Here is a 26051-nt window from a genome sequence, read left to right on the forward strand (position 1 = left end):
GACCGCACCCCGGCGGGAGCGGTGAGGCCCTGCCGCCGCCGGGCGGTGGTGCGGCGGCGGGCCGGCGGCGGAGCGCGTCGGGCGGGGACGTTCGGCTGATTGCGACGTCCTCGTGACAGGCTGGTGCGGTTCGATCACGGGCCGCCGTGATCACCGTCGGAGGCAGACCCGTGGACCAGTTGGCCCTGCTGTTCGTGCTGTTGCTCGGCGCGGTGGTGACGGTGCCTCTGGGAGAGCGGATCGGTCTGCCGCCGCCGGTGCTGATGACCCTGATCGGGGTCGTCCTGGCCCTGCTGCCGTTCGTGCCGAACGTCCAGGTGCCGCCGGGGTTCATCCTGCCGCTGCTGCTGCCGCCCCTGCTGTACGCGGCGGTGCAGCGCACCTCCTGGCGGCAGTTCGCCGCCAACAAGCGGCCGATCATCCTGCTGGCCGTGGCGCTGGTCTTCGTCACGACGGCCGCCGTCGCCCTCGTGGCGCACGCGGTCGTGCCCGGACTGCCCATCGCGGCGGCGGTCGCCCTCGGTGCGCTGGTCGCCCCGCCCGACCCGGTCGCCGCCACGGCCGTCGCCGGATCGCTCGGGCTGCCGAGGCGGCTCGTGTCGATCCTGGAGGGCGAGGGGCTGTTCAACGACGTCACCGCGATCGTCCTGTACCACGCGGCGATCGCGGCGGTCGTCAGCGGCACGTTCTCCTGGGCGGGGGCCGCGGGAGAGCTGGTGCTGTCCGCGGTCGTGGCCGTGGCGGTCGGGCTCGCCCTCGGCTGGCTGTCGAACAAGCTGATGTCGCTGCTGGGCGACGCCACGCTGCAGATCGGGCTGACCCTGCTGGTGCCGTTCGTCAGCTACGTCCTGGCGGAGGAACTGCACGGTTCGGGTGTCCTCGCGGTCCTCACGACGGCCCTGTTCCTCGCGGAGCACGCGGCGGACGCGGACGACGTGATGGGCCGGCTGGCCGGGAACTCCTTCTGGGAGGTCGTCGACACCCTCGTCACGGGCATCGCGTTCGGCCTGATCGGGCTGGAGCTGCACAACGCGTTCGGCATGGGCAAGGGCCACGAGAGCCGGATGCTCGTGTGGGGCGGGGCGGTCGTGGGCGTCGTCGTGCTCGTACGGCTGCTGTACCTGCTGCCCGCCGCGTGGGTGGCGAAGAGGCTGCACACACTGCGCGACCTGGACGAGGAGATCCCGACCAGCTGGCGCGAGAGCGTCGTGATGTGGTGGGCCGGGATGCGCGGCGTGGCCTCGGTCGCGCTGGCGCTCGCGGTGCCGCTCACGACGGACGGCGGGCACCCCTTCCCGGGGCGCGACGAGATCGTCTTCATCGCGTTCGCGGTGATCATGACCACCCTGGTGGTCCAGGGACTGACCCTGCCGTGGCTCGTCCGGCGGCTCGGCGTGACGGCGGACGCGGACGTGGAGCGCAAGCTGGAGCACGATCTCGCGGTGCGGGCGGCGAAGGCGGCGCGGCGGCGGCTGAGGGAGATCGAGAACGTGGAGGAGCTGCCGGACGAGATCAGCGAGCGGCTGACCCGTACGGCATTCGACATCGGGGCCCGGATCAGCCCGTTCATCGTCGACGACGAGCGGCGGGAGTGGGCCGCGCGCCGGGTGGCGTACGTGCAGACGCTGCGGCGGGTCCAGCGCGACATGATGTCGGCCGCGCGCCACGAGGTGCTGTCGGCACGGAGCGAACCGGGAGCCGACCCGGAGGTCGTCGACCGGGTGCTGCGGCATCTGGATGTGCGCTCCATGCGCTGAGGGAGCCCGGCGGCCGGCGTGGCCGTCACGGGCCGGGCCGGCCGCCGGACACGGCCCGTGGAGTGGTCCGCGGGCGCGACGCGTCCTTTGCCGGCGTCCCCGCCGTCCAGAGCCGTCGCGCGGCCCCGACCGCCCCGAGCAGCGCCTCTCTCTGACGGCTCCTGTGATCAGGGCCCCGCTCGGGGGCGGGCGCAGCTCAGCCGCGACCGGTGTCAGGCGTGGGGGTGTCGTGGCGGGCGGCGGCACCGCGCAGGCGCGGGGTCGGAACGCCGTCCGCGCCCGGAAAACGGGCCTCGTGCGGGGTGGGCGCCTCAACCGTCGCCACATGCGGGAGGGCGTACGGATGCTCCTCGGCCAGCCAGCCGACCAGCTGCTCGCGCACCGCGCACCGCACCGTCCAGATGTCGTCGGCGTCCTTCGCCGTGACGACCGCCCGTACCTCGATCGACGTCGGTGTGGTGTCCGTCACCGCGAGGCTCCAGCCCCGGCCGTCCCACGCCTCGCACCCCTCAAGGACCGCCAGCAGCTTCTTGCGCATCAGGGGGATCGGCGCCGCGTGGTCGAGCTGGAAATAGACCGTCCCCGTCATCTGCGCGCCGCCCCGCGACCAGTTCTCGAACGGCTTGCTGGTGAAGTACGACACAGGCATCGTGATGCGCCGCTCGTCCCAGGTGCGCACGGCCAGGTAGGTGAGCGTGACCTCGTCGATCACGCCCCACTCGCCGTCCACCACGACGGTGTCGCCGATCCGCACCATGTCGCCGAACGCGATCTGGAATCCGGCGAACAGGTTCCCCAGCGTCGACTGCGCCGCCACACCGGCGACGATGCCGATGATGCCCGCCGACGCCAGCATCGACGTCCCGATCGCGCGCATGTCGGGGAACGTCAGCAGCATCGCGGCGATCGCCACGACCACCACGACCGCCGTCACGATCCGCATGATCAGCAGGACCTGGGTACGCACGCGGCGTACCCGCATCGGGTCACGGGTGGCGGACGCGTACCGCGCGTACGACGCCTCGACGGCCGCCGACGCGATCCGGATCAGCAGCCACGCGCCCGCCGCGATCAGCACCAGGGACAGGAGCTGGCCGATGCGGTTCTCGTTGCGCGAGATGAACGACCAGTGCGCCTGCCGGTAGCTGCCGCGCAGCAGCGCCGCGAGCAGCACCACTTGGAGCGGTGCGCGGCAGCGCCGCAGCAGACCCCACAGGGGGGTGTCGTGGTGACGCTCGTCCAGGCGTCGCAGCAGGACGTCGGAAGCCCAGCCGAGCAGCAGTGTGAGCACGACCGATCCGCCGAGGACGGTCAGTGGCCGTAGTGCTTCGTTCATGATCCCCTCGTCGTCCGGTACCCGTGTGATGTCGGTGGCAGGATGGCCGGATGGAGATCATGCTGTTCCATTCGGCTCTCGGCCTGCGCCCGGCCGTCCACGACGCGGCCGACCGGCTGCGCGGCGCCGGGCATTCCGTGCGCGTTCCCGACCTGTTCGAGGGGCAAACCGCCGAGACGATGGACGAGGGCCTGGCGATCAAGGACAGGACCGGCGCGGACGAACTGCTGCGGCGCGCGGTCGCCGCCGCCGCGCCCCACTCGGACCTGGGACTGGTCTATGCGGGGTTCTCCCTCGGCGCGTCCGTCGCGCAGAACCTCGCGCTCGGTGACGAGAAGGCGCGCGGGCTGCTCCTGCTGCAGGGCACGTCCGACATCGCGCAGGGCGCGGCGGTGGACGACCTGCCGGTCCAGTTGCACGTCGCCGACCCGGACGTGTTCGAGCCGCACGACTGGCTGACGGCCTGGTACCTGGGGATGCGGCGCACGGGCGCCGACGTGGAGATCTTCCGCTATCCCGGGGTCGGCCACCTGTACACGGACCCGGCGTTCGAGGACTACGACGAGGAGGCCGCCGAGCGGACGTGGCTGCTCTCCCTCGCCTTCCTGGACGACATCACGGCCGAGCAGGCGTAGGCGGGGCCGCCCCGTCGAGGGGGCCCCGCAGCAGGATGCCCGCGGCGGGGGAGGCCGGTCGGTCCGCGCTCGTGGCCGGGTCGTTCGTGCCGTGGCCGGTGGGCGCCGGGGATGCCGGGGCGCCGCCGGGACGGCTTCAGTGGGGCGTGTCGTCCCAGAGCGAGTGGGGCTCGGGGTCGCGCGGGCCGAAGAACGCCGTCAGGCCGAGGTGCACCAGCATCGCGGCCACGGGCCAGGCGAGCAGCGCGCCCTTCACGCCCAGTTCGAGCGGTGCGTCGAACGTGTGGCCCTGACCGACCTGCTTGGCGTGCGCCACCACATTGGTCGTCGGCCCCAGCGCCTGCCCGAACTTCCAGGCGACGAACGACGCCGCGAGGCCGCCCAGCGCCAGCCCGAAGACCAGCGGAACACCGCCCCGCCTGCGCCACAGGAAGACGGCGACCGCGCTCACCACGCCGAAGGCGAGTGCCAGCAGGACGAACGTGCCGTCCCCGCCGATCGCCTCCTCACCCTCGACGTCCTTGAGCAGGACCGCCGTGCTGTCCGAGGTCAGCGGCACCTTCGGGGAGAGCCACATCCACAGTGCGCCGAGCAGCAGCCCGAACGCGGCCGTCGCGACCAGCACCAGGGCGGCCTGCACCAGCTCCGCCCTCGTGCCGGGGCCGTCCGGGGCCGGGTGCTGTCCGGGCCAGGACCCGCCGCCCTGGGCACCCTCCTCCGGCTGCTGCCAGGGGTCCGGGGACGAGGGGTGCGGAGGTGTCAACGGTGCGTTCACCTTGCCATCGTGCCAAACATGCCTGTGTGCCGCGCCAGCAGGGCGGCTCCGGCCGCATACGGGAGGCGGCGCAGGAGCCGTGCGACGCCCGACGCCCCGCACGAAACGGGTGTCCGGCGGCCGTGCGCACCGGCCCCGCCTCAGCGGACGGCGGCCCTGCGGTACGCCCAGGTCGCCACCGCGAGCGACGCGACGCCGACCGCTGCGCAGACCGTGAGGTCGAGCCCCACCGCCGACCAGTCGGGCCGTGCGTCGAACGTACGGGCCAGCGCCTCCACCCCGTAGGTGGAGGGCAGCAGGTCACGCGCCCAGCGGATCAGCTCGGGCAGCCGGTCGGCGGGCAGCACGCCCAGCAGCAGCGCGGCGGACATGCCGAGCTGGCCCAGCAGCGTCGCGACCTCCTGGCGCCGCGCCAGCAGCCCGCAGGCGGCTCCGAGGCCCGCGAGGGCCGCGCCCGCCAGCGGGATGACCGCGACCAGGATCCACAGATGACTCAGCGGCAGCTGGAACAGCGCGCTGCCGACGACCGCGGTCACCGCCGTGCCCGGCACGGTGAACGACGCGTACGCCCCCGCCGTGCCCAGCACCACCGCGGCGGGCGGCACCGGCAGGGTGGCGTAGTGGTCGAGGCCGCCGCTGGCCCGCAGCTGGCCGAAGTACTGGGCCAGCAGGTTCAGCGCGACGAACGCCACGACGAGCACGCTCGACCCGGAGACCACGGCGCGTGCGCCCGGCCCGCCGTCCACGACACCCCGCATCAGGACCATGATCCCGATCGACTGGAAGGTCGCCACGAACAGCAGCGGGATCCTGGCCACCCGGGCACGCGACAACTGCGCCCGGTAGATGGCGGACATCGACGGCAGCAGCTTCGCGCGGGGCGCGAGCGGCGCCGGCCCCGCGACGGCGGGCGGCGCATGGACCGGACGGGCCGGCCGGCCGTGCCGCACCACCTCGGGGGCGGCGTCCGCGTCCGCGGACTCCGTGGGCACAACGCTCACGCCGTGTCACCCCTCATGCCTTCACCAGCCCCTTCGTCAGTCCGCCGAGCGCCAGGTACACGTCCTCCAGGCTCGGCGTGGCCAGCGTGAAGTCGTCCAGTGCCGCGAACGCGGCCCCACCGGTCACAGCGGCGACCGCCGCCCGTGCCTCCTCGGGAGCCAGCCGGAGCACCCAGCGGCGCCCCGACTCCTGCGCGAAGCCGCGCAGGGCCGCTACCTCCGGCACGTCGAGCGGGGCCCGCTCCCGCCACACCAGCTCCACCCGCACCTCACCCGCGACCTGCTGCTTGAGCCCGGCGGGCGTGTCGCAGGCGATCACCCGTCCGCGCTCCAGCACGGCCACCCGGTCGAGCACCGTCTCCGCCTCGATCACGTTGTGCGTCACCAGCAGGACCGTCGTACCGTGCTCGGCTCGCCGCCGGTCCACCGCCGCCCACACCGCGCGGCGCGCGACCGGGTCCATGCCGGTGGTGGGTTCGTCCAGCACGAGGACCGGCCGTTCACCCACCAGGGTGGCGGCGAAGCACGCGAGCCTCCGCTGACCGCCGGAGAGCTTCTTCAGCGGCCGCGCGGCGATCTCGGTCAGGCCGAGTTCCGCGAGGACCGCGTCGCGCTGGGCACGCGCCTCGCGCAGTGGCAGACCGCGCAGCCTGCCCGTGGTCTCGGCGGCCAGCGAGACGGTCAGTTCGTCCAGCGCGCTGGACTCCTGCCCGAGGTAGCCGATCAGCCGGGACGCGCGCTCCGGGTGGCGCACCAGGTCGTGTCCGAGTACGTCGACGCTGCCGCTGTCGGGCCGCATCAGGCCCGTGAGCTGCCGTACGAGGGTGGTCTTGCCCGCGCCGTTGGGCCCGAGCAGCCCGAAGATCTCCCCGCGCCGCACGTCGAGACTGATCCCGTCGGTGGCCCGGACCTCCGGCGTGCCGGGGGCGCCGCGCCTGCCGCGCGCGGCGGGGTACGTCTTCACCAGATCGCGTACCTCGCACACCGTACTCACAAGAGACGAGATTACGTGGTCCGTCTGTCATCGCGTCCCCGGGCCCCGCGCGGTGGCGTGGCCCGATCGGTGCGCCCCGCGGTCCGGGAGGCCGCGGCGGGCGGCGTCAGGACTGTTCCGACGGGTGCCCGGCCGGCGCGGTGACGTCGATCTCGCGCCAGAAGCCCGCCCGGATCGCGTACCGGTCGTGTTCGTCGATCTGGTCGTCCTTGTGGGCCAGCAGTCCGAAACGGGCCGCGTACCGCAGCAGTTCGCCGTCGATGCGGTGCGGGATCCGCGGGTACAGCGTGGAGAGCGCCGACACGTGGCCGTCCTCGCCGAGGCGGTCCATCCAGCGCCGCGCGAAGACCTGCCCCACCTCGAACGGGTCGCCGCCGACGGTGGTGATGTCCTCCTCGCGGTCGGCCCACCGCTGCTCCGCGCTGGTGAGCTGCGCGAGGGTCGGCAGCGAAGCCGTCTCCGGCGGCTCGCCCGCGCCGCTGCCCGGCCGTACGACCCAGCCCTTGTCCGACGACCAGCGCAGCGTCGCCCCGACGGGCTGCTGCGGCTGGGGCTGCGGCGGCTGGCCCAGCGGCGCGCGCAGCCCCGCGAGGTCCTTCGGGGTGGGCACGCCGGCGCCTTTGCCCGCCGGCGCGGGCGCGGGTTCCTCGGTGTCCTCCCGCGCCGGGTCCCGCACACCGTCCTGGCCGGCCGAGGGACCCGGCCCCCGGTGGTCGGGGCCGCCGGGGGCCGACTCGGGCAGGGGGGCGGCGAGGATCGCCGCGATGTCCGGCCGGGTGGCCGCCGACGGCTGGCAGATGCCCAGGTCCTTGGCCCGTACGGCACGGGTGATCCAGCCTCGGTCGAGCACCCGCCGCTCGTCGGCCTCCGCGACGAGGTCCTCGGACTGGTTGTAGTCGCCGTCCGCGGCCTGCACCGCCCACAGGTGGACGGCGACCCCGTGCTCCTTCGCGGACATCAGGCCCGGCAGCAGATCCCCGTCCCCGGTGACGAGTACGACGTCGGAGCACGCGCGGTTCCTGGCCAGCTCGGTCAGTTCCGCGTGCATCGCGGCGTCCACGCCCTTCTGCGCCCACCGGCCGTCGCTGCGGGTCAGCGCTCCGAGTCGCACGGTCACCCGGGGCATCACACGCAGTCTGCGGTGCTCGGGCTGGGGGACCCGGTCCGGTGCGCCGTCGAACCAGTAGATCCGCAGCAGCGGGCGTTCCGTGTCCTGCTCGGCGCGCTCTCGCAGGCCCCTGATCAAAGCGCTGTGGTCGACGGTGATGCGGGAGCGGGCGGGTTCTCCGGCCAGGAGACTCGCGGCGGCGCCCAGCAGATAGCCGGCGTCCACCAGGACGACGCAGCGGTCCACGTGTTCCACCTTCTTTCGGGAACCTCGGGATCGGAGGGGGGTGTGCTTCGCGTTCGCTTCGAGTCTGCCCGACCGGACGAGCCTTAAGGTCCCGAACTGGATCATCGGCGTGGCGGATCGGTCATGACCCCCCTGCGACGAGGCATCACTACACACGGCGATGATCCAAAATGCGGCATTTTTCCGGTCATGTGAGTCTGACAACGGCCCTGGCCCCGAAACCCCTTCAGGAGGCACACCATGGCCAAGAACCGCAACCGCGACCGAAGTAAGCCGCAGACGGCCGAGCGTGGGCCGGCAGCGGCCAAGTCCCCCACCACCGAGAAGATGACGGAGTCCGAGGAGGCCAGGTTCACGGCCCCCGACACCGCAGCCCACGGCAAGCGGCAGAAGCGCTTCGGCCACAACTGACGCGCCGCGCGGGCCCCGAGAGCCGCCGCCCGCAGGACGGAGCGGACCGGCCGGGGGCATGCGCGAGGGGCGCGCCCGCAGGAGCGGGCGCGCCCCTCGCCGGTGCGTACGGCCCGGCCCGCCGGGCAGGATCCGGCCGAGCGGCACCTTCCGGCCTGCCGGACAGGGCTTGACCGGACCGGGCCGGCACCGGGCCCCACCAGGGGGCCGGGCGAGCCGGAGTACGGTCGGGGTGCGGGTGCCCCGCGAGCGGTCGCAGGCGCAGAACACGGGCGTCTCCCGCTCCGGCGCGAGCTGGCACGACGTGTCCCCCTCGACGTGCTTTCGTGAACATGCCCCACGCGACGGCCGAGGACCCGGCGACGCGTCCCGGGCCCGGCTTGTCGTCACGCCCGGCCCGTACTGCCGAAGAGGGCGAAGTGGCCCCCGGCCCCTTCGCGCTTGACACGCGGCACGGTGGGCGATCACCGGCGCGTGCCGCGCGGCGCGTCCCCTGCGCGGTCGCCTGCCCCGCCGCACGCGCCAGTCCTGATCGGCGACTCGGCGGTGCGGCTGTCACGCGCCACCGCCCCGGCCTCGTCCAGGACGGCCGGCAACGCGGCGCACGGCCCGGCGCGTTGCCGGCCGTGGGTGACCGAATCCCCCGCGTCCCGGCTGCTGTTGGGCACGGCGGCCAGGCTGGAGGGTCAGCCCGCCACGTCATCACCTCATCGCCGGGCCGCCCCCGGGTGGCACTCGTCCCGTGGCGCGGCCGACTTGTGCTTGTCGCCGTCGTCTTTCCGCGCGGGCGCGGACCTGGCGGACCTGACCGGACCTGAGGGAACCGTCTGCGGCGACGTCGCGCAGTCCACGCCCGGGCCTGCCGACCGGGACTCGCGCAGCGGGGGGCCGCGCTCCCCGCCACGCGCCTCCCGCTCCAGGCCTCTCCCGGTCCGGTCCACGGGCCTTCGCCGTCCGTTCCCAGCGCCGCGCACAGGTGTTTCCCCGCCGTCGCCGGGCACTTGCCGGGGGCCTCGCGCGTTGCCTGGGAGGCGGCGTCCGCCCGCGGGTGCGGAGCCCGCGGGAGCGTCCGCACCGCGTACGTCCACCGTCCGCCGTCCGCGAAGGACGGCGCCCGGCGGCGCACGATCAGCGCATGACGAGGAACGGCCGGAGAGCGGCGCCCGGGTCAACACCCGGACGACGGCGTCCGGAAGAGAACGACCCGGGACGAACGACCGGCACCGCCGGAAGACCCGCGACCAGGAGGCACCAGACGATGTCGGCTCCCCGACCCGTGGCAGCAGCGGACGAGCAGCGCGGCGAGGCCATCCTCGCCGTCTTCGACACGGCCTTCGGTGAACTCCTCGCGGCCGACCCCGCCGCGTTCCAGGTGAAGTTCCGGAAGATGGCCGGTTCCGCGTTCGCCTTCTACCGGGGAACGGCCTGCCTCTTCTACCACGACCTGGAAGCGGGTCCCGAGGAGCGCGCGTACCAGGACGAGCGGACCGGCCGGGTATGGATCCACGGCGACCTGCACGCCGAGAACTTCGGCACGTACATGGACGCGGGCGGGCGCCTCGTCTTCAACGTCAACGACTTCGACGAGGCGTACGTCGGTCCCTTCACGTGGGACCTCAAGCGGCTGGCCGCGTCCCTCGCCCTGATCGGCTACACCAAGGCGCTGAGCGACGCGCAGATCACCGGACTCGTCGAGACGTACGCCGGGGCCTACCGGGAGCGGGTGCACGCCCTCGCGACGGGCGCCAGGAACGACGACGTCCCGCCGTTCACCCTGGACACCACCGAGGGACCGCTGCTGGCCGCGCTGCGGTCGGCCCGCTCGCAGACCCGTTTCGCCCTGCTCGACTCCATGACGGAGATCCGCGACTGGGAGCGCAGGTTCTCCTCGGGCGCCGGCTCCGTCGAACTGGACGCAGCGACCCGGTACAAGATCCTCGACGCGTTCGACGGCTATCTGGAGACCCTGCCGGAGGCGAGCCTCGCCCGCCCCGACTCCTACCGCGTCAAGGACGTCGTCGGGCGGCGCGGCGTCGGGATCGGGTCGGCGGGCCTGCCCTCCTACAACATCCTGCTGGAGGGCAACAGCGACGCCCTGGAGAACGATGTCGTCATCTACCTGAAGCAGGCGCAGGTGCCCGCTGTGTCCCGGCACATCAAGGACGCCACGGTGCGCCGCTACTTCCAGCACGAGGGGCACCGCACGGTCATCTCGCAGCGCGCGCTGCAGGCGCACGCCGACCCGTGGCTCGGCTGGACCGAGCTGGACGGCGCCGGGCAGCTGGTCGCGGAGATCTCGCCGTACGCGGTCGACCTCGACTGGTCGGACATCGACGACCCGGATCAGATCGCCGGGGTCGTCGCGGACCTCGGCCGGGCCACGGCGACGATGCACGCGGCGGCGGACGACGACAGCGGCCACACGCTGGTGCCGTTCTCCACCGAGCGCGCCATCGACGCGGCGATCGCGGCCGACGAGGACGGCTTCGCGCCGCTCCTGGTGGACTTCGCGCACACGTACGGGGCGCGCGCGAGGGCCGATCACCAGATCTTCGTGGACCTGTTCCGCAACGGCCGCATCGGCGGCGGGCTGCTGTAGCCGCCGGGCGGGGCCGTGCGGGCCGGTGGCCGGCCGCGGTGGCTGCGGGACGCGGTGGACGCGGCCGGCGGCCGGCGGCCCTGCCCCGGCGCTCCGACGTGGTTCGCGCGGTCCGGGCCCTGTTCCCGGTGCTGCCGCGGTTCCCCGCCCGTGATCCGTATCGGTGCTGCCGCGGTTCCCGGCCCGTGATCCGTATCGGTTCGGAACCTTTAGATCCCTCTGACGGGGTCCCATGGCACACTCGGGTCCGATGAACATATCCGCGACGCAGCTGCGAGCCGCGCGGGCAGCCCTCTTCACGGCCCTCGTCGTGACGCTGTCCGCGGGCTCCCACGTGCTGCTGTCGCGCGCCGCGCTGCCGCTCTCCGTGCTCGCCGCGCTGACGGCGGCGGTCTTCTGCGTCGCCTACGCCCTGGCGGGCCGCGAACGCGGCTACTGGGGCATCGCGGCGCTGCTCGTCCCGCTGGAGCTCGCCGCGGACACCGTCTTCACGACGGGCCAGCAGATCTGTTACGGACCCGTCGGCGGCCCGGTCACCGGCTCGCTGCGCTCCGTCGGCTTCGACGTCCTGTGCGGGCATCCGGTCGGCGCGCACCTGCCGGGTGTCGGCGCGGTGGGCGCCGAGCCCGGCGCGGCCACCGCGTTCCTGGCCTCGCCCGACCTGCCGTGGCTGCCCTGGCTGCTGCTCGCCGTCCACGTGTCGGTGGGGCTGCTGGCGGCGGCCTGGCTGCGGCGCGGCGAGAGCGCCGTCTCCGGCCTCGTCCTGACGGCCACGGTGTTCGCCTTCCGCCCGCTGCTGCTCGCCGTCAAAGCGGCGACCAGGGGCGCGCACGGCGCGCCGCGGGCGCCGCACCGGCGCGCGGTCCGCCCGCCCCGGGGCCCGGCCACCCGGCTCCTCGTGCACTCCGTGGGACGACGGGGACCGCCCGTCCCCGTGCTCGGCATCGCCTGAGCACCGGTTCCGGTACGTCCCCCTTTCGTTTTGTGTCATCACACGGAGTGAACTGTCATGAGTGCACGCAACAACTCGGCCAACAAGGCCGCCGCCCGTGAGCGTCTGCGCGCCGAGCGCGACAAGCAGGCGAAGCGCGACAAGATCCGCAAGCAGTCGCTGGTCGCGGGCTCCGGCGTCGTCGTCCTCGCGATAGCCGCCGGCGTCGTCCTGCTGGTCAACAACCACAACAAGCCCTCCGGCTGGGAGGCCGCGGCGAAGGTCACGAACGTCGTCGCGCCCAAGAACACCTCGGGCACGGACGGCACGACCATCGTCATCGGCAAGTCCACCGCCAAGAAGACGCTGGTGGAGGCCGAGGACCCGCGCTGCCCGATCTGCATGCAGGCGGAGAACGCGTTCGGCACGACGATCCACAAGGACGTCACCGACGGCAAGTACAAGCTGCAGTACGTCGGCGCCGACTTCATCGACGACCACGACAACGGACAGGGCTCGAAGAACGGCCTGTCCGCCCTGGGCGCCGCGCTCAACGTCAGCCCTGACGCCTTCCTCCAGTACAAGACCGCCATGTACTCGGCGAAGTTCCACCCGGACGAGAACGACGACAAGTTCAAGTCCGACTCCTACCTCCTCAAGATCGCCGACACGGTTCCGGCGCTCAAGAGCAACGCGACGTTCCAGAAGGACGTCAAGGCCGGCACGTTCGACGCCTGGGCGCTGAAGCTGGCGGCCAAGTTCAACAAGGACGGCTACACGGCCACGCCGACCTTCAAGGTCGACGGCAAGGACCTCACGGTGCCCGGCGGCCAGAACAACCCGCCGCTGACGCTGGACCAGTTCAACTCGGTGATCGAGCCGGCGCTGAAGTGACCCGGCGCTGAGGTCACCACGACGAGCGCGAGGAGGGGCGCCGGACGGTCTCGGGGACCGGTCCGGCGCCCCTCCTCGTCATCGCGCGGGCGGCAGAGCGCACACGGGAGGGTACGGGCGGGGGGGCGGGGCCCTGCCCCCGCTCCCCGCGGGACCGGTGCGGCCCGGGACCGGCCGTGAGCTTCGCCTACGGCCGGGCCACCGGCGCGAGGGTCGCCGACGTGAGTTTCGCCAGCGCGTCCGGTGTCAGCTCCACCTCCAGGCCCCGCCGGCCGGCCGAGATGTAGACCGTCCCGTGCCCGGCCGAGGACGCGTCCAGCACCGTCCGCAGGGCGCGCCGCTGCCCGAGGGGCGAGATGCCGCCCAGTACGTAGCCCGTCGTGCGCTCCGCGGCCGCCGCGTCGGCCATGACCGCGCGTTTGCCGCCGACCGCCGCCGCCAGCGCCTTCAGGTCGAGGCGGCCCGTCACCGGGACCACCGCCACCGTCAGCTCGCCGTCGACGTCCGCCACCAGGGTCTTGAAGACCCGCTCCGGCGGGACGCCCAGGGCCTGTGCGGCCTCCTCGCCGTAGCTGGGCGCCGCGGGGTCGTGTTCGTACGAGTGCAGGGCGTACGGCACGCCCGCCGCAGCCAGTGCCGTGGTGGCCGGGGTGCCGCCCCCGCCCTTCTTCTGCTTCTTCGCCATGGGCCGGGACCGTCCGCCTGTCAGGTCGCGTGGGTGCGGGTCGTGTCAGTTCAGGTTCGTCGGGGTCGTCGTCAGGTCCGTCGCGGGCAGCGAAGGAAGCTTCCTGATCACCGCGGTCTCCGCGCGCAGCAGCTTGAGTTCCTGCCGCAGCCGGGACGCGGTGTCCGTGGCCTCCAGGAGCTGCTGCTTGGCCGGTACGTCGAGCATCGCGGCGGCCGCGACCAGGTAGGACACCACCGGCGGTTCGCCCGGCAGTTCCTCGTCGTCGGGCAGGGTGCGCTCGCTCGCGCCCGCCAGGCGCTGCTGGTAGGTGCGAAACGCCCGCAGCACGCCCTCCGCGAGCGCCTCGGCGCCCTCACCCGACTCCTCGGGCACTTCCTCGACCTGAGCGGTCAGGTAGGGCCCCGAGGCGTCGACGGACAGGAGTCTGACGCGGGTCGTGCCGGTCGCCACGACCTCGAAGCTGCCGTCGGGCCGCTCCCGGATCGTGGCGGCGTCGGCGACGCAGCCGACGCTGTGGAAGGAGTCCAGAGGTGCGTCGCCGAAGCCCGCCGACGGGCCGCGCTCCGGCACGGACGTCGGGTCCGGCATGCCGGGCGAGGTCACCGCGACCTCGTGCCCGTCGCGGATCGCGACGACGACGAACCGCCGCGCTTCGGGGTCGTCGGTCTTGAGCAGCTCCCGCATCATCGCGCGGTAGCGCTCCTCGAAAACGTTCAGCGGCAGCACGAGGCCGGGGAACAGGACCGCGTTGAGCGGGAACAGGGGGAGGCTTGCCGTGGTCACGACGGGCAAGCCTAGTGGGCGAAGGGCCCTCGCCGACCAGGTCTGTGACACAAAGGCATGCCGGAGGCCACCTGCAGCCGTACTCCGTCGCGTGTTTCCAGGAAATCGCGCAGGGGATCGTCACTGAACCGGCTCCACGGGAACGACGTCGCGTAGGGCCCGATCATGCGGAACTGCTCCAGCGCGTCGGCCCAGCGGCCCCGCCGGACCAGCACGTACGCGAGCAGGTTGCGGGACTCGGCCGGCCACGGGTCGCCCGCCCGGTAGCGCCCCGACAGGTCGATCGCCAGATCCGCCGCCCGGTCCATCCGGTCGGCCTGCACCGGTGAGGGCGCGAAGTCGAGCAGCTGCTGGAACGCGGCGCGCGCGGGCAGCGTCCTGATCAGGGACGCGGGCAGCGCGTCGTGCGCCGCGTCCTCCGCGAATTCGAGGCACTCCCGGTGGGAGCCGTACCACTGCGCCGACAGGTACAGCAGCGCCGAGACGTGGCAGCCGTAGTGGTGGGCGCTGCGCCGCACGGCCTGCGACCACAGCGTCTCGAAGTGGCTGTGGGAGGAGTGCGTACCGCGCGCGTGGTCCAGGGCGATGCGCCAGGGGACCGGGTCGCGCGGGTCGCCGTCGGCGGCCGCGTCGATCAGCGGGCCCGCTTCGCGCAGCCGCTCGGCGCGCGCGGGCGACTCCCAGGCTCTGCGTACGGCGAGTTCGGCCTTGACCACCAGCGCGTCGGGGTCCTCGGGCGCGGCGCGCAGCCAGCAGGTGAGCCAGCTGTCCCGGCGGTGGGCGAAGGCCGCGAGTTTCATCACATAGCGGTCACGGCTCTCCCACTCGCCGCCCTCACGGGTGGTCGCGAGCAGTTTGGCGGCGGCCTCGTACTCGCCGAGCGCGGCCGAAAGCAGCGCGGGCGCGAGCCGGCCGTCCGGGGCGTCGAGGAGGACCGCGTCGTCCGGCGGCAGCCCGGCCGCGAGCTGCGGAGTGTGTCTGACCATACGCGCGGTACTGATCAGAGCGCGAAGCAAAGACATGGTGTGGACCATTCAAAACCGCAGGTCGCGGAGGCGCCAGGGGGTATCTGTGAAGCTTTCGCACGGGGCGGGAGGGTTGTACATTCCGGCGTCAAGAGGCGGTAAAGAAACCGTGACGGAACGTGACCCTCAGTGATCAATCGGGCGGGCGGGCCTCCGGATGAGCACGCCGTGTGCGGGCCGGACCGGCTCGGCGGGACGCCACCACTGGTCCCTCACGCCCCGCGCATCCCATATCACCCACTGATACGGGCGGCCGACGGCCCTTTCCGGTCTGCGAGAATTGGACCCGTGATCTCACGAATCGATCTGCGCGGCGACACCTTCCCCGAAGGCGGCGCCCTGCGTTCTCTGCTGCCCCGTGCCGAGTTCGACGTGGAAGCCGCCCTGGAGAAGGTGCGGCCCATCTGCGAGGACGTACGCCATCGAGGCGCGGAGGCGGTCCTTTCGTGGGGCGAGAAGTTCGGCGACGGCCGGCCCGCGCGCCTGCGGGTGCCCGAAGAGGCGCTGCACCGCGCGCTCGACACCCTGGCCCCCGCCGTGCGGGCCGCCCTTGAGGAGTCCGTCCGCAGGGCCCGGATCGTCCACCGCGCCCAGCGGCGTACCGACACCACCACCCAGGTCGTGCCCGGCGGCACCGTCACCGAGCGGTGGGTCCCGGTCGGGCGGGTCGGCCTGTACGTGCCCGGCGGCCTGTCGGTGTACCCGTCGTCCGTCGTGATGAACGTCGTGCCCGCCCAGGAGGCCGGTGTCGAGGGCATCGCCGTCGCCTCGCCCGCCCAGGCCGACTTCGGCGGCCTGCCGCACCCCACCATCCTCGCCGCCTGCGCCCTGCTCGGCGTGGACGAGGTGTACGCGGCCGGCGGTGCCCAGGCCGTCGCGATGTTCGCGTACGGCGTCCCCGGCCCCGACGGCTGCCGCCCGGTCGACCTCGTCACGGGCCCCGGCAACATCTACGTCGCCGCCGCCAAGCGCCTGCTCAAGGGCGTCGTCGGTATCGACGCCGAGGCGGGCCCCACCGAGATCGCCGTCCTCGCCGACGCCACCGCCGACCCGGTGCACGTCGCCGCCGATCTGATCAGCCAGGCCGAGCACGACCCCATGGCCGCGGCCGTCCTCGTCACGGACTCCGCCGTCCTCGCGGACGCCGTGGAGGCGGAACTCGCACCCCAGGTCGAGGCCAGCAAGCACGCCGAGGCACGTATCAGGCCCGCCCTCGCCGGACGCCAGTCGGCGATCGTCCTCGTCGACTCCCTCGACGACGGGCTCCGCGTGGTCGACGCGTACGCCGCCGAACACCTGGAGATCCAGACCGCCGACGCCGCGGCCGTCGCGGCCCGGGTGCGCAACGCCGGCGCGATCTTCGTCGGCCCCTATGCGCCGGTCTCCCTCGGCGACTACGCCGCCGGCTCCAACCACGTGCTGCCCACCGGCGGCTGCGCCTGCCACTCCTCGGGCCTGTCCGTCCAGTCGTTCCTGCGCGGCATCCACGTCGTGGACTACACGCGGGACGCGCTCGCCGACGTCACCCACCACGTGGTGACGCTCGCGGAGGCGGAGGACCTGCCCGCGCACGGCGCGGCGCTCAAGGCCAGGTTCGGGTGGAAGGTGCCCCAGAAGTGAACCGCACGACCGAGGACCGGACGGGCCCCGGCACCGCCGGCCCCGTCCGCATCGACGACCTGCCCATCCGCGACGAGCTGCGGGGCCAGTCCCCGTACGGCGCGCCGCACCCCGACGTACCGGTCCAGCTCAACGTCAACGAGAACCCGTACCCGCTGCCCGACGCCCTCGTCGAGCGGATCGCCGAGCGGGTCCGCGAGGCCGCCCGCGGCCTCAACCGCTACCCGGACCGCGACGCCGTCGAGCTGCGCACCGGACTCGCGGCGTACCTCACCCGCACCGGCGGCCACGCGCTGAGCACGGCGAACCTCTGGGCCGCCAACGGCTCCAACGAGATCCTGCAGCAGCTCCTCCAGGCCTTCGGCGGCCCCGGCCGCACCGCGATCGGCTTCGAGCCCTCGTACTCGATGCACAGCCTCATCGCCCGGGGCACCACCACCGGCTGGATCTCGGGCCCGCGCCACGACGACTTCACCATCGACGTGGACGCGGCCGTCGCGGCGATCGCCGAGCACCGCCCGCACGTGGTGTTCGTCACCACGCCCAACAACCCCACCGGCACCGCGGTCGACGCGGAGACCGTCCTCGCGCTGTACGAGGCGGCGCAGCGCGCCCGGCCGTCCCTGTTCGTCGTCGACGAGGCCTACGCGGAGTTCAGCCACCACCCGTCGCTGCTGCCCCTGCTGGCCGGCAGGCCGAACCTCGTCGTCTCGCGGACCATGTCGAAGGCGTTCGGCGCCGCCGGCCTGCGGCTCGGCTACCTCGCGGCCGACCCCGCCGTGGTGGACGCGGTCCAGCTCGTACGCCTGCCGTACCACCTGTCCTCCGTCACCCAGGCCACCGCGCTCGCCGCCCTGGAGCACACCGATACTCTGCTCGGGTATGTCGAGCAGCTGAAGACCGAGCGGGATCGCCTGGTCGAGGAATTGAGGGCACTCGGTTTCGAGGTCACGGACTCCGACGCGAATTTCGTGCAGTTCGGCCTCTTCGAGGACGCGCAGGCCGCATGGCAGCACATCCTCGACCACGGAGTGATCGTCCGGAACAACGGCGTGCCGGGCAGGCTCCGGGTGACCGCGGGCACCCCCGCCGAGAACGACGCGTTCCTCGACGCGGTACGCGATCTCAAGAAGGAGCAGAGCGCATGAGTCGCATCGGCCGAGTGGAACGCAGTACGAAAGAGACGTCCGTCGTCGTGGAGATCGACCTCGACGGCACCGGGCAGGTCGAGGTCGCGACCGGGGTCGGGTTCTTCGACCACATGCTCGACCAGCTCGGCAGGCACGGCATGTTCGACCTCACGGTCAAGACCGAGGGCGACCTGCACATCGACTCGCACCACACCATCGAGGACACGGCGCTCGCGCTCGGCGCGGCGTTTCGGCAGGCGCTCGGCGACAAGGTCGGCATCTACCGCTTCGGCAACTGCACGGTGCCGCTGGACGAGTCGCTCGCCCAGGTCACCGTGGACCTGTCCGGCCGCCCGTTCCTCGTGCACACCGAGCCCGAGACCATGGCGCCGATGATCGGTTCGTACGACACGACGATGACCCGCCACATCCTGGAGTCCTTCGTCGCCCAGGCACGCGTCGCACTGCACGTCCACGTGCCGTACGGGCGCAACGCGCACCACATCGTGGAGTGCCAGTTCAAGGCGCTGGCCCGGGCCCTGCGGTACGCCTCCGAGCGCGATCCGCGCGCGGTCGGCATTCTCCCCTCCACGAAGGGCGCCCTGTAGAGATGACCGGGCTCAACACCATCCTGATCCTGCTCGGGCTCTTCCTCGCCGGCGGTGTGTACTCCTTCGTCAAGCAGAAGCTGCCCGTCGGCGTCATCGTCCTGGTCGGGATCTCCTCCGTGTTCTGCCTGGCCGCCGGGATACTCCGGATCCAGGGATTGTGGACATGACCGCCATGACCGCCATGACCGCCATGACCGCCGCGACCGGTGCGGTCGCCGCGACCGGTGCGGTCGCCGCGACCGGTGCGGCCGCCGGGACCGCCTCCGCGACGGAACGGACGACATGAGCAAGAACGTCGTGATCTTCGACTACGGCTTCGGCAACGTGCGCTCCGCCGAGCGCGCCGTCGCACGCGCCGGCGCCGATGTCGAGATCACCCGTGACTACGAGCGCGCCATGAACGCCGACGGGCTGCTCGTGCCCGGCGTCGGCGCGTTCTCCGCCTGCATGGCGGGGCTCACCGCCGCGCGCGGCAACTGGATCGTGGGCCGCAGGCTGGCCGGCGGCCGGCCCGTGCTCGGCGTCTGCGTCGGCATGCAGGTCCTCTTCGAACGCGGCATCGAGCACGGCGTGGAGGCCGACGGGCTCGACGAGTGGCCCGGGACCGTCGAACCGCTCAGGGCCGACGTCGTCCCGCACATGGGCTGGAACACCGTCGAAGCCCCCGGCGACAGCGAGCTGTTCGCCGGACTCGACGCGGACGCCCGCTTCTACTTCGTCCACTCGTACGCCGTGCACCACTGGGGACTTGAGGTCACCAACCCCCGCATACGGCCCCCGAAGGTCACCTGGGCCACCCACGGCGAGCGGTTCGTCGCCGCGGTGGAGAACGGCGCCCTGTGGGCCACCCAGTTCCACCCCGAGAAATCCGGCGACGCCGGAGCGCAGCTGCTCACCAACTGGATCGGAACTCTTTGATGCAGTCCACTTCCCCGCTCGAACTCCTGCCCGCCGTCGACGTGCGCGACGGCCAGGCCGTGCGGCTCGTGCACGGCGAGTCGGGCACGGAGACGTCCTACGGCTCCCCGCTCCAGGCGGCCCTCGCCTGGCAGTCCGCGGGCGCCGAGTGGCTGCATCTGGTCGACCTCGACGCCGCGTTCGGTACGGGCGACAACCGGGCCCTGCTCGCCGAGGTCACCGGCACGATGGACATCAAGGTCGAACTGTCCGGCGGCATCCGCGACGACGACACGCTCGCCGCGGCCCTCGCCACGGGCTGCACCCGCGTCAACCTCGGCACCGCGGCGCTGGAGAACCCCGAGTGGGTGGCCCGCGTCATCGCGAGCCACGGCGAGAAGATCGCCGTGGGTCTCGACGTACGGGGCACGACGCTGCGCGGGCGCGGCTGGACCCGCGACGGCGGCGACCTGTACGAGGCGCTGGAGCGCCTCGACTCGGAGGGCTGCGCGCGCTACGTCGTCACCGACATCGCCAAGGACGGCACCCTGCAGGGCCCCAACCTGGAGCTGCTGAAAAGCGTGTGCGCCGCCACGGAGCGGCCGGTGGTCGCGTCCGGCGGCGTCTCCAGCCTTCAGGACCTGCGGGCGATCGGTTCCCTCGTCCCCGCAGGCGTCGAAGGCGCCATCATCGGGAAGGCGCTCTACGCGAAGGCATTCACGCTTCAGGAGGCGCTTGCGGTGGTGGCCCCATGACGGAGATCGACAAGACGGCCGGCGGCATCAGGAGACTGTCGACGGACGGCCCCTGGGAGGACTCCTACGGCTACTCCCGCGCCGTACGGCTGCCGAACGGGCTGGTGCTGGTCTCCGGGTGCACATCCGTGGTCGGCGGCAGGATCGCCGACGGCAGCCCGTACGAGCAGGCCAAGACGGCCTTCGGTGTCGCGATCAGCGCCCTGCGCGAACTGGACCTCGACACCGCTGACGTCGTGCGCACCCGCATGTACATCACGCACTCCCGTGACGCGGACGACGTGGGCCGCGCACACAAGGAGCTGTTCCACGCGGTGCGGCCGGCCGCCTCGATGATCGTGGTGGCGGGGTTCGTCGACCCGAGCCTGGTCGTCGAGGTCGAGGTCGAGGCCTTCAGGGCGCCCGGGGACGACACGGCGGAGGCCGCGCGGTGACCGTCGCGGTACGTGTCATCCCCTGCCTGGACGTCGACGGCGGCCGGGTCGTGAAGGGCGTCAACTTCCAGAACCTGCGGGACGCGGGCGACCCCGTCGAGATGGCCAAGCTCTATGACGCCGAGGGCGCGGACGAGCTGACGTTCCTCGACATCACCGCGTCGTCCGGCGACCGCGAGACCACCTACGACGTGGTGCGGCGCACCGCGGAACAGGTCTTCATCCCGCTGACCGTCGGCGGTGGCGTGCGCACGTCGGACGACGTGGACCGGCTGCTGCGCGCCGGGGCGGACAAGGTCGGCGTGAACACGGCCGCCATCGCCCGCCCGGAACTGATCCGGGAGATCGCCGAGCGCTTCGGCCGCCAGGTGCTGGTCCTGTCCGTCGACGCCCGCCGGACGCCCGCGGGCACCTTCGAGGTGACCACGCACGGCGGGCGCCGCGGCACCGGCATGGACGCCGTCGAATGGGCCGAGCGGGCCGCGGACCTCGGAGCCGGGGAGATCCTCCTCAACTCCATGGACGCGGACGGCACGAAGAACGGCTACGACACGGAGATGATCCGGGCGGTCCGCGCCCGCGTCAGGGTCCCCGTCATCGCCTCGGGCGGCGCGGGCGGCCTCGACGACTTCGCCCCGGCGGTCTCCTCGGGCGCGGACGCGGTGCTCGCCGCGTCCGTCTTCCACTTCGGCGACCTGCGCATCGGCCAGGTCAAGACGGCTCTGCGCGAGGCGGGACATCCGGTGCGCTGAGCGCCCGGCGGACGGCGGGGCAGCCGGCGGCGACGGATGCCGGCCCACTGCCGGGGCGAGCCGATACCCGGCGCGGCACCCACGCGCCGGTGCCGGTCCCGCCGTGCGGGGCGGGACCGGCACCGCGCGGGGACCCGGTGCGTCAGACGCCCAGCTTCGCGTCCAGCAGTATCGCCACGGCGTCCTTGTCGCCCTCCAGCGTGACGTCCGCCATCGCCTGGCGGCCCGAGAGGAACAGCGTCAGCTCCGCGGCCTCACCCGTCACCGTGACCACGGGGGTGCCCTTGTGCGCCACCGCCGTGCGCCCGTCCGGCCGGCGCAGCACCAGGCCCACCGGGGACTTGCGGCCCATCAGCCGCGCGCCCTTCTCCAGCCGCGACCACAGTGCGTCGGCGAAGACCGGGTCCACCTCACGCGGCGTCCAGTCGGGCTGGGCGCGGCGGACGTCCTCCGCGTGGATGTAGAACTCCGTGGTGTTCGCCGCCTCGTCGACCTGTTTCAGGCCGAACGGCGACATCTTCCCCGGACCGGTACGGACCATCTGCAGCAGTTCCTCGTACGGCTTCTGCCGGTACTCGGACTGCACCCGCTCCAGGCGCCCGCGCAGCGCCGGGATGATCGTGCCTCCGGCCGCGTCCGGGCGCCTGTCCCGTACCACGAGGTGGGCGGCGAGGTCGCGGGTGAGCCAGCCGTCGCACAGGGTCGGTGCGTCGGGGCCGGCGGCTTCCAACAGGTCGGCGAGCAGAAGTCGTTCACGCTTGGCATGGGTCGACATGTCCGCCAGCGTACGGCGGCGGCCTGCTGTCCGCCCAGTGGGCTCACCGCCGGGCATGCCGCCCGGCGCGGCAGAATGGGCCCATGACCACCTCGCTCGACCCTGCCGTCGCCACCCGCCTCAAGCGGGACGCGAACGGTCTCTTCCCCGCCATCGCCCAGCAGTACGACACGGGTGAGGTCCTGATGCTCGGCTGGATGGACGACGAGGCGCTGCACCGCACCCTCACCACCGGGCGCTGCACCTACTGGTCCCGCAGCCGGCAGGAGTACTGGGTCAAGGGGGACACCTCGGGTCACACCCAGCACGTGCGGTCCGTCGCCCTCGACTGCGACGGCGACACCGTCCTCGTCAAGGTCGACCAGGTGGGGGCGGCCTGCCACACCGGTGACCGGACGTGCTTCGACGCGGGCACGCTGCCCCTCGCGGCCGAGTAGGGTCTGCCGCCATGGATCTTGAGACGTTCCGCAAGCTGGCGGTGGACCGCCGCGTCATCCCCGTGAGCCGGCGGCTGCTCGCGGACGGCGACACCCCGGTCGGCCTGTACCGCAAGCTCGCGGCCGAGCGCCCCGGGACGTTCCTGCTGGAGTCCGCCGAGCAGGGCACCTGGTCCCGTTACTCCTTCATCGGCGTACGCTCCGCCGCCGTGCTCACCGAGCGCGACGGAGCCGCCCACTGGCTCGGCACCCCGCCCGTCGGCGTCCCCACCGGCGGTGACCCGCTCGCGGCGCTGCGCGCCACCCTGGAGGCGCTGCACACGCCCCGCGACCTGACCGAGGGCCTCGGGCTGCCGCCCTTCACCGGTGGCATGGTCGGCCACCTCGGCTTCGACATCGTGCGCCGCCTGGAGAAGAAGATCGGCGACCACGCCCGCGACGACCTGCGCCTGCCCGAGCTGACGATGCTGCTCACCTCGGACCTCGCCGTCCTCGACCACCAGAGCGGCACGGTCCTGCTGATCGCCAACGCGATCAACCACAACGACCTCGACACCGGTGTCGAGGAGGCCTACGAGGACGCCGTCGCGCGGCTCGACGCCATGGCCGCGGACCTGGCACGGCCCGTCGACTCCGTGCCCACCGTCCTGCCGCCCTCCGAACTGCCCGAGTACACCGCGCTGTGGGGCGGGGCGGACTTCCGGGCCGCCGTCGAGGACATCAAGGAGCGCATCAGGGCGGGCGAGGCGTTCCAGGTCGTGCCCTCGCAGCGGTTCGAGACCCCCTGCACGGCGAGCGCCCTCGACGTGTACCGCGTGCTGCGGACCACCAACCCGAGCCCGTACATGTACCTGTTCCGCTTCCCCGGCGACGACGGCGAGGTCGCCTTCGACGTCGTCGGATCGAGCCCGGAGGCCCTGGTCAAGGTCGAGGACGGGCGCGCCCTGGTGCACCCCATCGCCGGGACCCGCCCGCGCGGCGCGACGCTCCGCGAGGACCAGGAGCTCGGCGACGAGCTGCTCGCCGACCCGAAGGAGCGCGCCGAGCACCTGATGCTGGTCGACCTGGGCCGCAACGACCTGGGCCGGGTGTGCGAGCCGGGCAGCGTCGAGGTCGTCGACTTCATGACCGTCGAGCGGTACTCGCACGTTATGCACATCGTGTCCACGGTCACCGGCCGCGTCGCGCCCGGCCGTACCGCGTTCGACGTCCTCACCGCCTGCTTCCCCGCCGGCACCCTCTCCGGCGCCCCCAAGCCGCGGGCCCTGCAGATCATCGACGAGCTGGAGCCGAGCAGGCGCGGCGTGTACGGCGGCTGCGTGGGCTACCTGGACTTCGCCGGCGACTCCGACACCGCCATCGCGATCCGCACGGCCCTGCTGCGTGACGGCACGGCGTACGTGCAGGCGGGCGCGGGCATCGTCGCGGACTCCGACCCGGTCGCGGAGGACGCCGAGTGCCGCAACAAGGCGGCGGCCGTGCTGCGCGCCGTGCACACCGCGAACCGGCTGGCGCGTCCGGGGGAGCGGCACCCGACCACCGACTGAACCCGGCCGGAGGCCGTAGGGGATAGTGGAGGGCGTGACAGCGCTACCCGCCCCCCGTGGGGGCACCACCGACCAGCGACGCGCGCCGGGCGCCCCGAGCGGCCGCCGCAGCCTCGCAGCAGCCCTGCTCCTCGGCGCCGCCGGCGCGGCGGTGGCGCTCGTCGCCTCGGGGCAGATCTGGGCCAGAGGCGCCGCTGCCGTCGGCGGCGGCGCCGTCACCGTGACGGCCGACGGCCGCGACGTGACGGGCGTGCCCGCCGCGCTCGCCGTGGTGGGCCTTGCCGCGCTCGTCGCGGTGTTCGCGGTGCGCCGCGCGGGACGGTTCGTCGTCGCGCTGCTCCTCGCGCTGAGCGGCGCGGGCGCCGCGGTCTCCGCCCTGCTCGGCGGTACCGGCTCGGACGCCCTCGACGAGAAGGCCGCGCAGACCACCGGCGACGCGTCGGCGACCGTGCACGCGCTCAGCCACACCGTATGGCCGTACGTGACGGCCGTGGCGGGCGTGCTCATCCTGCTGGCCGGGCTGCTCGCGCTCGGCTACGGAAGGCGCTGGCCCGCGATGTCGGGCCGGTACGAGCGGGGCACGGGCGCCGCGGGCGTCAAGGCGGCGGCCCGCCGTCAGCCTGTCGTGGACCCGGACCGGCCCGAGGACCTGTGGAAGGCCTTGGACCGCGGCGAGGATCCCACCGGCGGGAGCTGAGGCGGGCTCCCGGAGTGGCGGGCGCACTCCCGTCGCCCGCCGGAGAGCCACGGACCGGTGCCGCGGTCCGTGCGGGGGCCGGTGACACGACCCCCCTCGCGCGTCACCCGCCGTGCGTGCGGGACAATGGCGGGTGAGCATCGGGAGAGCGGGGGCCCGATCGCCCGGCACCACGACGCACCACCCCGGCATCACGATCAAGCGCCCACGACACAGCGCCACAGCAACGAGGAGCAACTCATGGCGGGCAGCAGCCACGGACACACGCCGGCGGCCTGGACCGGCGTCACCATTTCCTTCGTCGGCTTCTGCGCCGGCGGGGTCTTCATGGTCGGCGACAGCCCGGTCGGCTTCTGGGTGAGCATGGGCGTCGTCATCCTCGGCCTCGTCGCCGGCGTGGTCATGCGACTGATGGGCCTCGGCATGCCGAAGGAGTCCGACGAGATGGTCCAGGCCCGTGAGGCGGCCGGACGCGCCCAGGCCACGAGCCGTACGTCCGCCGCCGAGGCGAAGCAGCACGCCAGGGCCTGACCGCCCCCGACCGCGCGGCCGCCCACGGGCGCGCCACGGCACGGCACGACCCCGGCCGTCTCGGACGGCCGTGACGGCACGGGACGCGACGACCGGACGGGGCGGGACACCATGGCGGCACCTGCGATGCGGACGCCCGCCCGGCCGGCCCGTCGGCTGGCCTGGCCGTTCGCCCTGCTGGCCGGGGCGGCGGCGGCCTTCACGTACGTGGGCCTCATCGACCCGAACCACCCGGGCCACTACCCCGTCTGCCCGCTCTACGCGCTCACCGGCGTGTACTGCCCGGGCTGCGGGGGGCTGCGGTGCGCCCATGCCGTCGCCACCGGTGATCTCGGCACCGCGCTGCACGACAACGCGCTCGCCGTCGTCGCGTTCGCCGTCTGCGCCGTCCTGTGGGTGCGCTGGGTGTGGCGCGCCCGCACGGGGCGGCCTGCCGGCTTTTCCTTCGGAGGGCACTGGGGGTGGATCCTCGGGGGGCTCGTCGTGGCCTTCACCGTGGCGCGGAACCTGCCCTTCGGCTCGCTGCTCGCGCCCTGAGGCGCCGGGCGCACGCCCCTGCAGGCCCCGCACGCCCCCTCTGGACGATCTGCCGCCGCCGCGCCCGCCCCGTGGCCGGGAGCGCGTCCCCGGCCACCGCGACCGGGGCCGCGACCCGCGCATCCACCGTGATGAGGGGCCTTCG

At 73.3% G+C, this 26051-nt stretch carries 29 protein-coding genes; 20 read left to right on the top strand and 9 right to left on the bottom strand.

The genetic code is table 11. The annotated features are described in order from the left end of the window. Positions 1-170 precede the first annotated feature (170 nt). A complete protein-coding gene (locus OG310_RS26220) occupies positions 171-1757 on the top strand; it encodes a Na+/H+ antiporter (RefSeq protein ID WP_329460391.1) in 1587 nt (528 codons plus the stop codon). Between the two features lie 196 nt (positions 1758-1953). On the opposite strand, the gene OG310_RS26225 is transcribed toward OG310_RS26220, so the two are convergent. Beyond that, entirely contained in the window at positions 1954-3093 is a 1140-nt protein-coding gene (locus OG310_RS26225; RefSeq protein WP_329458318.1) for a mechanosensitive ion channel family protein, read from the bottom strand. A 50-nt stretch (positions 3094-3143) separates the two neighbouring features. Here OG310_RS26225 and OG310_RS26230 point away from each other — a divergent pair, with 50 nt between their 5' ends. Then, complete coding sequence (locus OG310_RS26230) at positions 3144-3728, top strand: dienelactone hydrolase family protein (protein ID WP_329458319.1); 585 nt, start codon at positions 3144-3146, stop codon at positions 3726-3728. A gap of 136 nt (positions 3729-3864) precedes the next feature. Here OG310_RS26230 and OG310_RS26235 read toward each other — a convergent pair whose 3' ends face one another. From OG310_RS26235 to OG310_RS26250, 4 genes are all read right to left on the bottom strand, one after another. Next, positions 3865-4503 carry a DUF2567 domain-containing protein gene (locus OG310_RS26235; RefSeq protein ID WP_329458320.1) on the bottom strand — a complete coding sequence of 213 codons (639 nt, stop codon included), beginning with the start codon at positions 4501-4503 and terminating at the stop codon, positions 3865-3867. 140 nt (positions 4504-4643) lie between these two features. Beyond that, complete coding sequence (locus OG310_RS26240) at positions 4644-5456, bottom strand: ABC transporter permease (protein ID WP_329460392.1); 813 nt, start codon at positions 5454-5456, stop codon at positions 4644-4646. Between the two features lie 61 nt (positions 5457-5517). Next, complete coding sequence (locus OG310_RS26245; RefSeq protein ID WP_329460393.1) at positions 5518-6489, bottom strand: ABC transporter ATP-binding protein; 972 nt, start codon at positions 6487-6489, stop codon at positions 5518-5520. A gap of 115 nt (positions 6490-6604) precedes the next feature. Beyond that, positions 6605-7852 (bottom strand): NYN domain-containing protein, encoded by a 1248-nt coding sequence (locus tag OG310_RS26250; protein ID WP_443078733.1) that lies wholly within the window; start codon positions 7850-7852, stop codon positions 6605-6607. Between the two features lie 240 nt (positions 7853-8092). Here OG310_RS26250 and OG310_RS26255 point away from each other — a divergent pair, with 240 nt between their 5' ends. The 4 genes from OG310_RS26255 to OG310_RS26270 all read left to right on the top strand — a co-directional run bounded on the left by OG310_RS26255 (position 8093) and on the right by OG310_RS26270 (position 12687). Beyond that, positions 8093-8263 (top strand): hypothetical protein, encoded by a 171-nt coding sequence (locus tag OG310_RS26255; protein ID WP_329458322.1) that lies wholly within the window; start codon positions 8093-8095, stop codon positions 8261-8263. A gap of 1258 nt (positions 8264-9521) precedes the next feature. Further along, the gene (locus OG310_RS26260; protein ID WP_329458323.1) at positions 9522-10862 is read left to right on the top strand and encodes a DUF2252 domain-containing protein; all 1341 of its coding nucleotides are present in this window, start codon (positions 9522-9524) and stop codon (positions 10860-10862) included. 250 nt (positions 10863-11112) lie between these two features. Beyond that, positions 11113-11814 (top strand): hypothetical protein, encoded by a 702-nt coding sequence (locus tag OG310_RS26265; RefSeq protein WP_329458324.1) that lies wholly within the window; start codon positions 11113-11115, stop codon positions 11812-11814. A 57-nt stretch (positions 11815-11871) separates the two neighbouring features. Continuing rightward, the gene (locus OG310_RS26270; protein ID WP_329458325.1) at positions 11872-12687 is read left to right on the top strand and encodes a thioredoxin domain-containing protein; all 816 of its coding nucleotides are present in this window, start codon (positions 11872-11874) and stop codon (positions 12685-12687) included. 187 nt (positions 12688-12874) lie between these two features. Here OG310_RS26270 and ybaK read toward each other — a convergent pair whose 3' ends face one another. The 3 genes from ybaK to OG310_RS26285 are packed head-to-tail and all read right to left on the bottom strand — an operon-like array spanning position 12875 to position 15192. Then, the gene (ybaK, locus tag OG310_RS26275; protein ID WP_329458326.1) at positions 12875-13372 is read right to left on the bottom strand and encodes a Cys-tRNA(Pro) deacylase; all 498 of its coding nucleotides are present in this window, start codon (positions 13370-13372) and stop codon (positions 12875-12877) included. Positions 13373-13417: 45 nt separating this feature from the next. Next, positions 13418-14158, bottom strand: a complete 741-nt coding sequence (locus tag OG310_RS26280) for an LON peptidase substrate-binding domain-containing protein (protein WP_329458327.1) — start codon at positions 14156-14158, stop codon at positions 13418-13420. A gap of 11 nt (positions 14159-14169) precedes the next feature. Then, entirely contained in the window at positions 14170-15192 is a 1023-nt protein-coding gene (locus tag OG310_RS26285) for a hypothetical protein (protein WP_329458328.1), read from the bottom strand. A 279-nt stretch (positions 15193-15471) separates the two neighbouring features. Between OG310_RS26285 and hisD the strand changes: the two genes are divergently transcribed. The 9 genes from hisD to hisF are packed head-to-tail and all read left to right on the top strand — an operon-like array spanning position 15472 to position 21382. Beyond that, complete coding sequence (hisD, locus tag OG310_RS26290) at positions 15472-16803, top strand: histidinol dehydrogenase (RefSeq protein ID WP_329458329.1); 1332 nt, start codon at positions 15472-15474, stop codon at positions 16801-16803. Continuing rightward, positions 16800-17951, top strand: a complete 1152-nt coding sequence (locus OG310_RS26295) for a histidinol-phosphate transaminase (RefSeq protein WP_443078734.1) — start codon at positions 16800-16802, stop codon at positions 17949-17951. Before hisD ends, OG310_RS26295 begins: the two co-directional genes overlap by 4 nt. Continuing rightward, positions 17948-18541, top strand: a complete 594-nt coding sequence (gene hisB / locus OG310_RS26300) for an imidazoleglycerol-phosphate dehydratase HisB (RefSeq protein ID WP_329458330.1) — start codon at positions 17948-17950, stop codon at positions 18539-18541. Before OG310_RS26295 ends, hisB begins: the two co-directional genes overlap by 4 nt. 2 nt (positions 18542-18543) lie before the next feature. Beyond that, positions 18544-18711, top strand: a complete 168-nt coding sequence (locus OG310_RS26305) for a hypothetical protein (RefSeq protein ID WP_329458331.1) — start codon at positions 18544-18546, stop codon at positions 18709-18711. After that, on the top strand, positions 18708-18830 hold the full coding sequence (locus OG310_RS26310; protein ID WP_329458332.1) for a hypothetical protein: 123 nt from the start codon (positions 18708-18710) through the stop codon (positions 18828-18830). Before OG310_RS26305 ends, OG310_RS26310 begins: the two co-directional genes overlap by 4 nt. Beyond that, on the top strand, positions 18827-19462 hold the full coding sequence (gene hisH / locus OG310_RS26315) for an imidazole glycerol phosphate synthase subunit HisH (protein ID WP_329458333.1): 636 nt from the start codon (positions 18827-18829) through the stop codon (positions 19460-19462). Before OG310_RS26310 ends, hisH begins: the two co-directional genes overlap by 4 nt. Then, positions 19462-20196, top strand: a complete 735-nt coding sequence (gene priA, locus OG310_RS26320) for a bifunctional 1-(5-phosphoribosyl)-5-((5-phosphoribosylamino)methylideneamino)imidazole-4-carboxamide isomerase/phosphoribosylanthranilate isomerase PriA (protein WP_329458334.1) — start codon at positions 19462-19464, stop codon at positions 20194-20196. The genes hisH and priA overlap by 1 nt, the downstream gene beginning before the upstream one ends. Next, positions 20193-20630, top strand: coding sequence for a RidA family protein (locus OG310_RS26325; RefSeq protein ID WP_329458335.1), 438 nt, complete (start codon positions 20193-20195; stop codon positions 20628-20630). Before priA ends, OG310_RS26325 begins: the two co-directional genes overlap by 4 nt. Further along, complete coding sequence (gene hisF, locus OG310_RS26330) at positions 20627-21382, top strand: imidazole glycerol phosphate synthase subunit HisF (protein ID WP_329458336.1); 756 nt, start codon at positions 20627-20629, stop codon at positions 21380-21382. The genes OG310_RS26325 and hisF overlap by 4 nt, the downstream gene beginning before the upstream one ends. Before the next feature lie 142 nt (positions 21383-21524). Here hisF and OG310_RS26335 read toward each other — a convergent pair whose 3' ends face one another. Continuing rightward, positions 21525-22157, bottom strand: coding sequence for a TIGR03085 family metal-binding protein (locus tag OG310_RS26335; RefSeq protein ID WP_329458337.1), 633 nt, complete (start codon positions 22155-22157; stop codon positions 21525-21527). A gap of 83 nt (positions 22158-22240) precedes the next feature. Between OG310_RS26335 and hisI the strand changes: the two genes are divergently transcribed. From hisI to OG310_RS26360, 5 genes are all read left to right on the top strand, one after another. After that, positions 22241-22594 (top strand): phosphoribosyl-AMP cyclohydrolase, encoded by a 354-nt coding sequence (hisI, locus tag OG310_RS26340; RefSeq protein WP_329458338.1) that lies wholly within the window; start codon positions 22241-22243, stop codon positions 22592-22594. 11 nt (positions 22595-22605) lie between these two features. Continuing rightward, entirely contained in the window at positions 22606-24141 is a 1536-nt protein-coding gene (locus OG310_RS26345) for an anthranilate synthase component I (RefSeq protein ID WP_329458339.1), read from the top strand. A gap of 25 nt (positions 24142-24166) precedes the next feature. Continuing rightward, positions 24167-24838: a TIGR02234 family membrane protein gene (locus OG310_RS26350; RefSeq protein WP_329458340.1), complete on the top strand. Its 672-nt coding sequence runs from the start codon at positions 24167-24169 to the stop codon at positions 24836-24838. Positions 24839-25078: 240 nt separating this feature from the next. Further along, positions 25079-25369: an HGxxPAAW family protein gene (locus OG310_RS26355; RefSeq protein WP_329458341.1), complete on the top strand. Its 291-nt coding sequence runs from the start codon at positions 25079-25081 to the stop codon at positions 25367-25369. 126 nt (positions 25370-25495) lie between these two features. After that, positions 25496-25906: a DUF2752 domain-containing protein gene (locus OG310_RS26360; protein ID WP_329458342.1), complete on the top strand. Its 411-nt coding sequence runs from the start codon at positions 25496-25498 to the stop codon at positions 25904-25906. Positions 25907-26051 lie beyond the last annotated feature (145 nt).

This window comes from Streptomyces sp. NBC_01497 (assembly GCF_036250695.1).
In the GTDB taxonomy this organism is placed as follows: domain Bacteria; phylum Actinomycetota; class Actinomycetes; order Streptomycetales; family Streptomycetaceae; genus Streptomyces.

Coding starts and splice junctions, on each gene's coding strand:
- OG310_RS26310 (WP_329458332.1), top strand. CDS start 18,708: ATGACCGCCATGACCGCCATGACCGCCATGACCGCCGCGACCGGTGCG.
- OG310_RS26230 (WP_329458319.1), top strand. CDS start 3,144: ATGGAGATCATGCTGTTCCATTCGGCTCTCGGCCTGCGCCCGGCCGTC.
- priA (WP_329458334.1), top strand. CDS start 19,462: ATGCAGTCCACTTCCCCGCTCGAACTCCTGCCCGCCGTCGACGTGCGC.
- OG310_RS26355 (WP_329458341.1), top strand. CDS start 25,079: ATGGCGGGCAGCAGCCACGGACACACGCCGGCGGCCTGGACCGGCGTC.
- ybaK (WP_329458326.1), bottom strand. CDS start 13,372: ATGGCGAAGAAGCAGAAGAAGGGCGGGGGCGGCACCCCGGCCACCACG.
- OG310_RS26335 (WP_329458337.1), bottom strand. CDS start 22,157: ATGTCGACCCATGCCAAGCGTGAACGACTTCTGCTCGCCGACCTGTTG.
- OG310_RS26305 (WP_329458331.1), top strand. CDS start 18,544: ATGACCGGGCTCAACACCATCCTGATCCTGCTCGGGCTCTTCCTCGCC.
- hisH (WP_329458333.1), top strand. CDS start 18,827: ATGAGCAAGAACGTCGTGATCTTCGACTACGGCTTCGGCAACGTGCGC.
- OG310_RS26360 (WP_329458342.1), top strand. CDS start 25,496: ATGCGGACGCCCGCCCGGCCGGCCCGTCGGCTGGCCTGGCCGTTCGCC.
- OG310_RS26325 (WP_329458335.1), top strand. CDS start 20,193: ATGACGGAGATCGACAAGACGGCCGGCGGCATCAGGAGACTGTCGACG.
- OG310_RS26345 (WP_329458339.1), top strand. CDS start 22,606: ATGGATCTTGAGACGTTCCGCAAGCTGGCGGTGGACCGCCGCGTCATC.
- hisI (WP_329458338.1), top strand. CDS start 22,241: ATGACCACCTCGCTCGACCCTGCCGTCGCCACCCGCCTCAAGCGGGAC.
- OG310_RS26225 (WP_329458318.1), bottom strand. CDS start 3,093: ATGAACGAAGCACTACGGCCACTGACCGTCCTCGGCGGATCGGTCGTG.
- OG310_RS26285 (WP_329458328.1), bottom strand. CDS start 15,192: ATGGTCCACACCATGTCTTTGCTTCGCGCTCTGATCAGTACCGCGCGT.
- OG310_RS26255 (WP_329458322.1), top strand. CDS start 8,093: ATGGCCAAGAACCGCAACCGCGACCGAAGTAAGCCGCAGACGGCCGAG.
- OG310_RS26260 (WP_329458323.1), top strand. CDS start 9,522: ATGTCGGCTCCCCGACCCGTGGCAGCAGCGGACGAGCAGCGCGGCGAG.
- OG310_RS26265 (WP_329458324.1), top strand. CDS start 11,113: ATGAACATATCCGCGACGCAGCTGCGAGCCGCGCGGGCAGCCCTCTTC.
- OG310_RS26270 (WP_329458325.1), top strand. CDS start 11,872: ATGAGTGCACGCAACAACTCGGCCAACAAGGCCGCCGCCCGTGAGCGT.
- hisB (WP_329458330.1), top strand. CDS start 17,948: ATGAGTCGCATCGGCCGAGTGGAACGCAGTACGAAAGAGACGTCCGTC.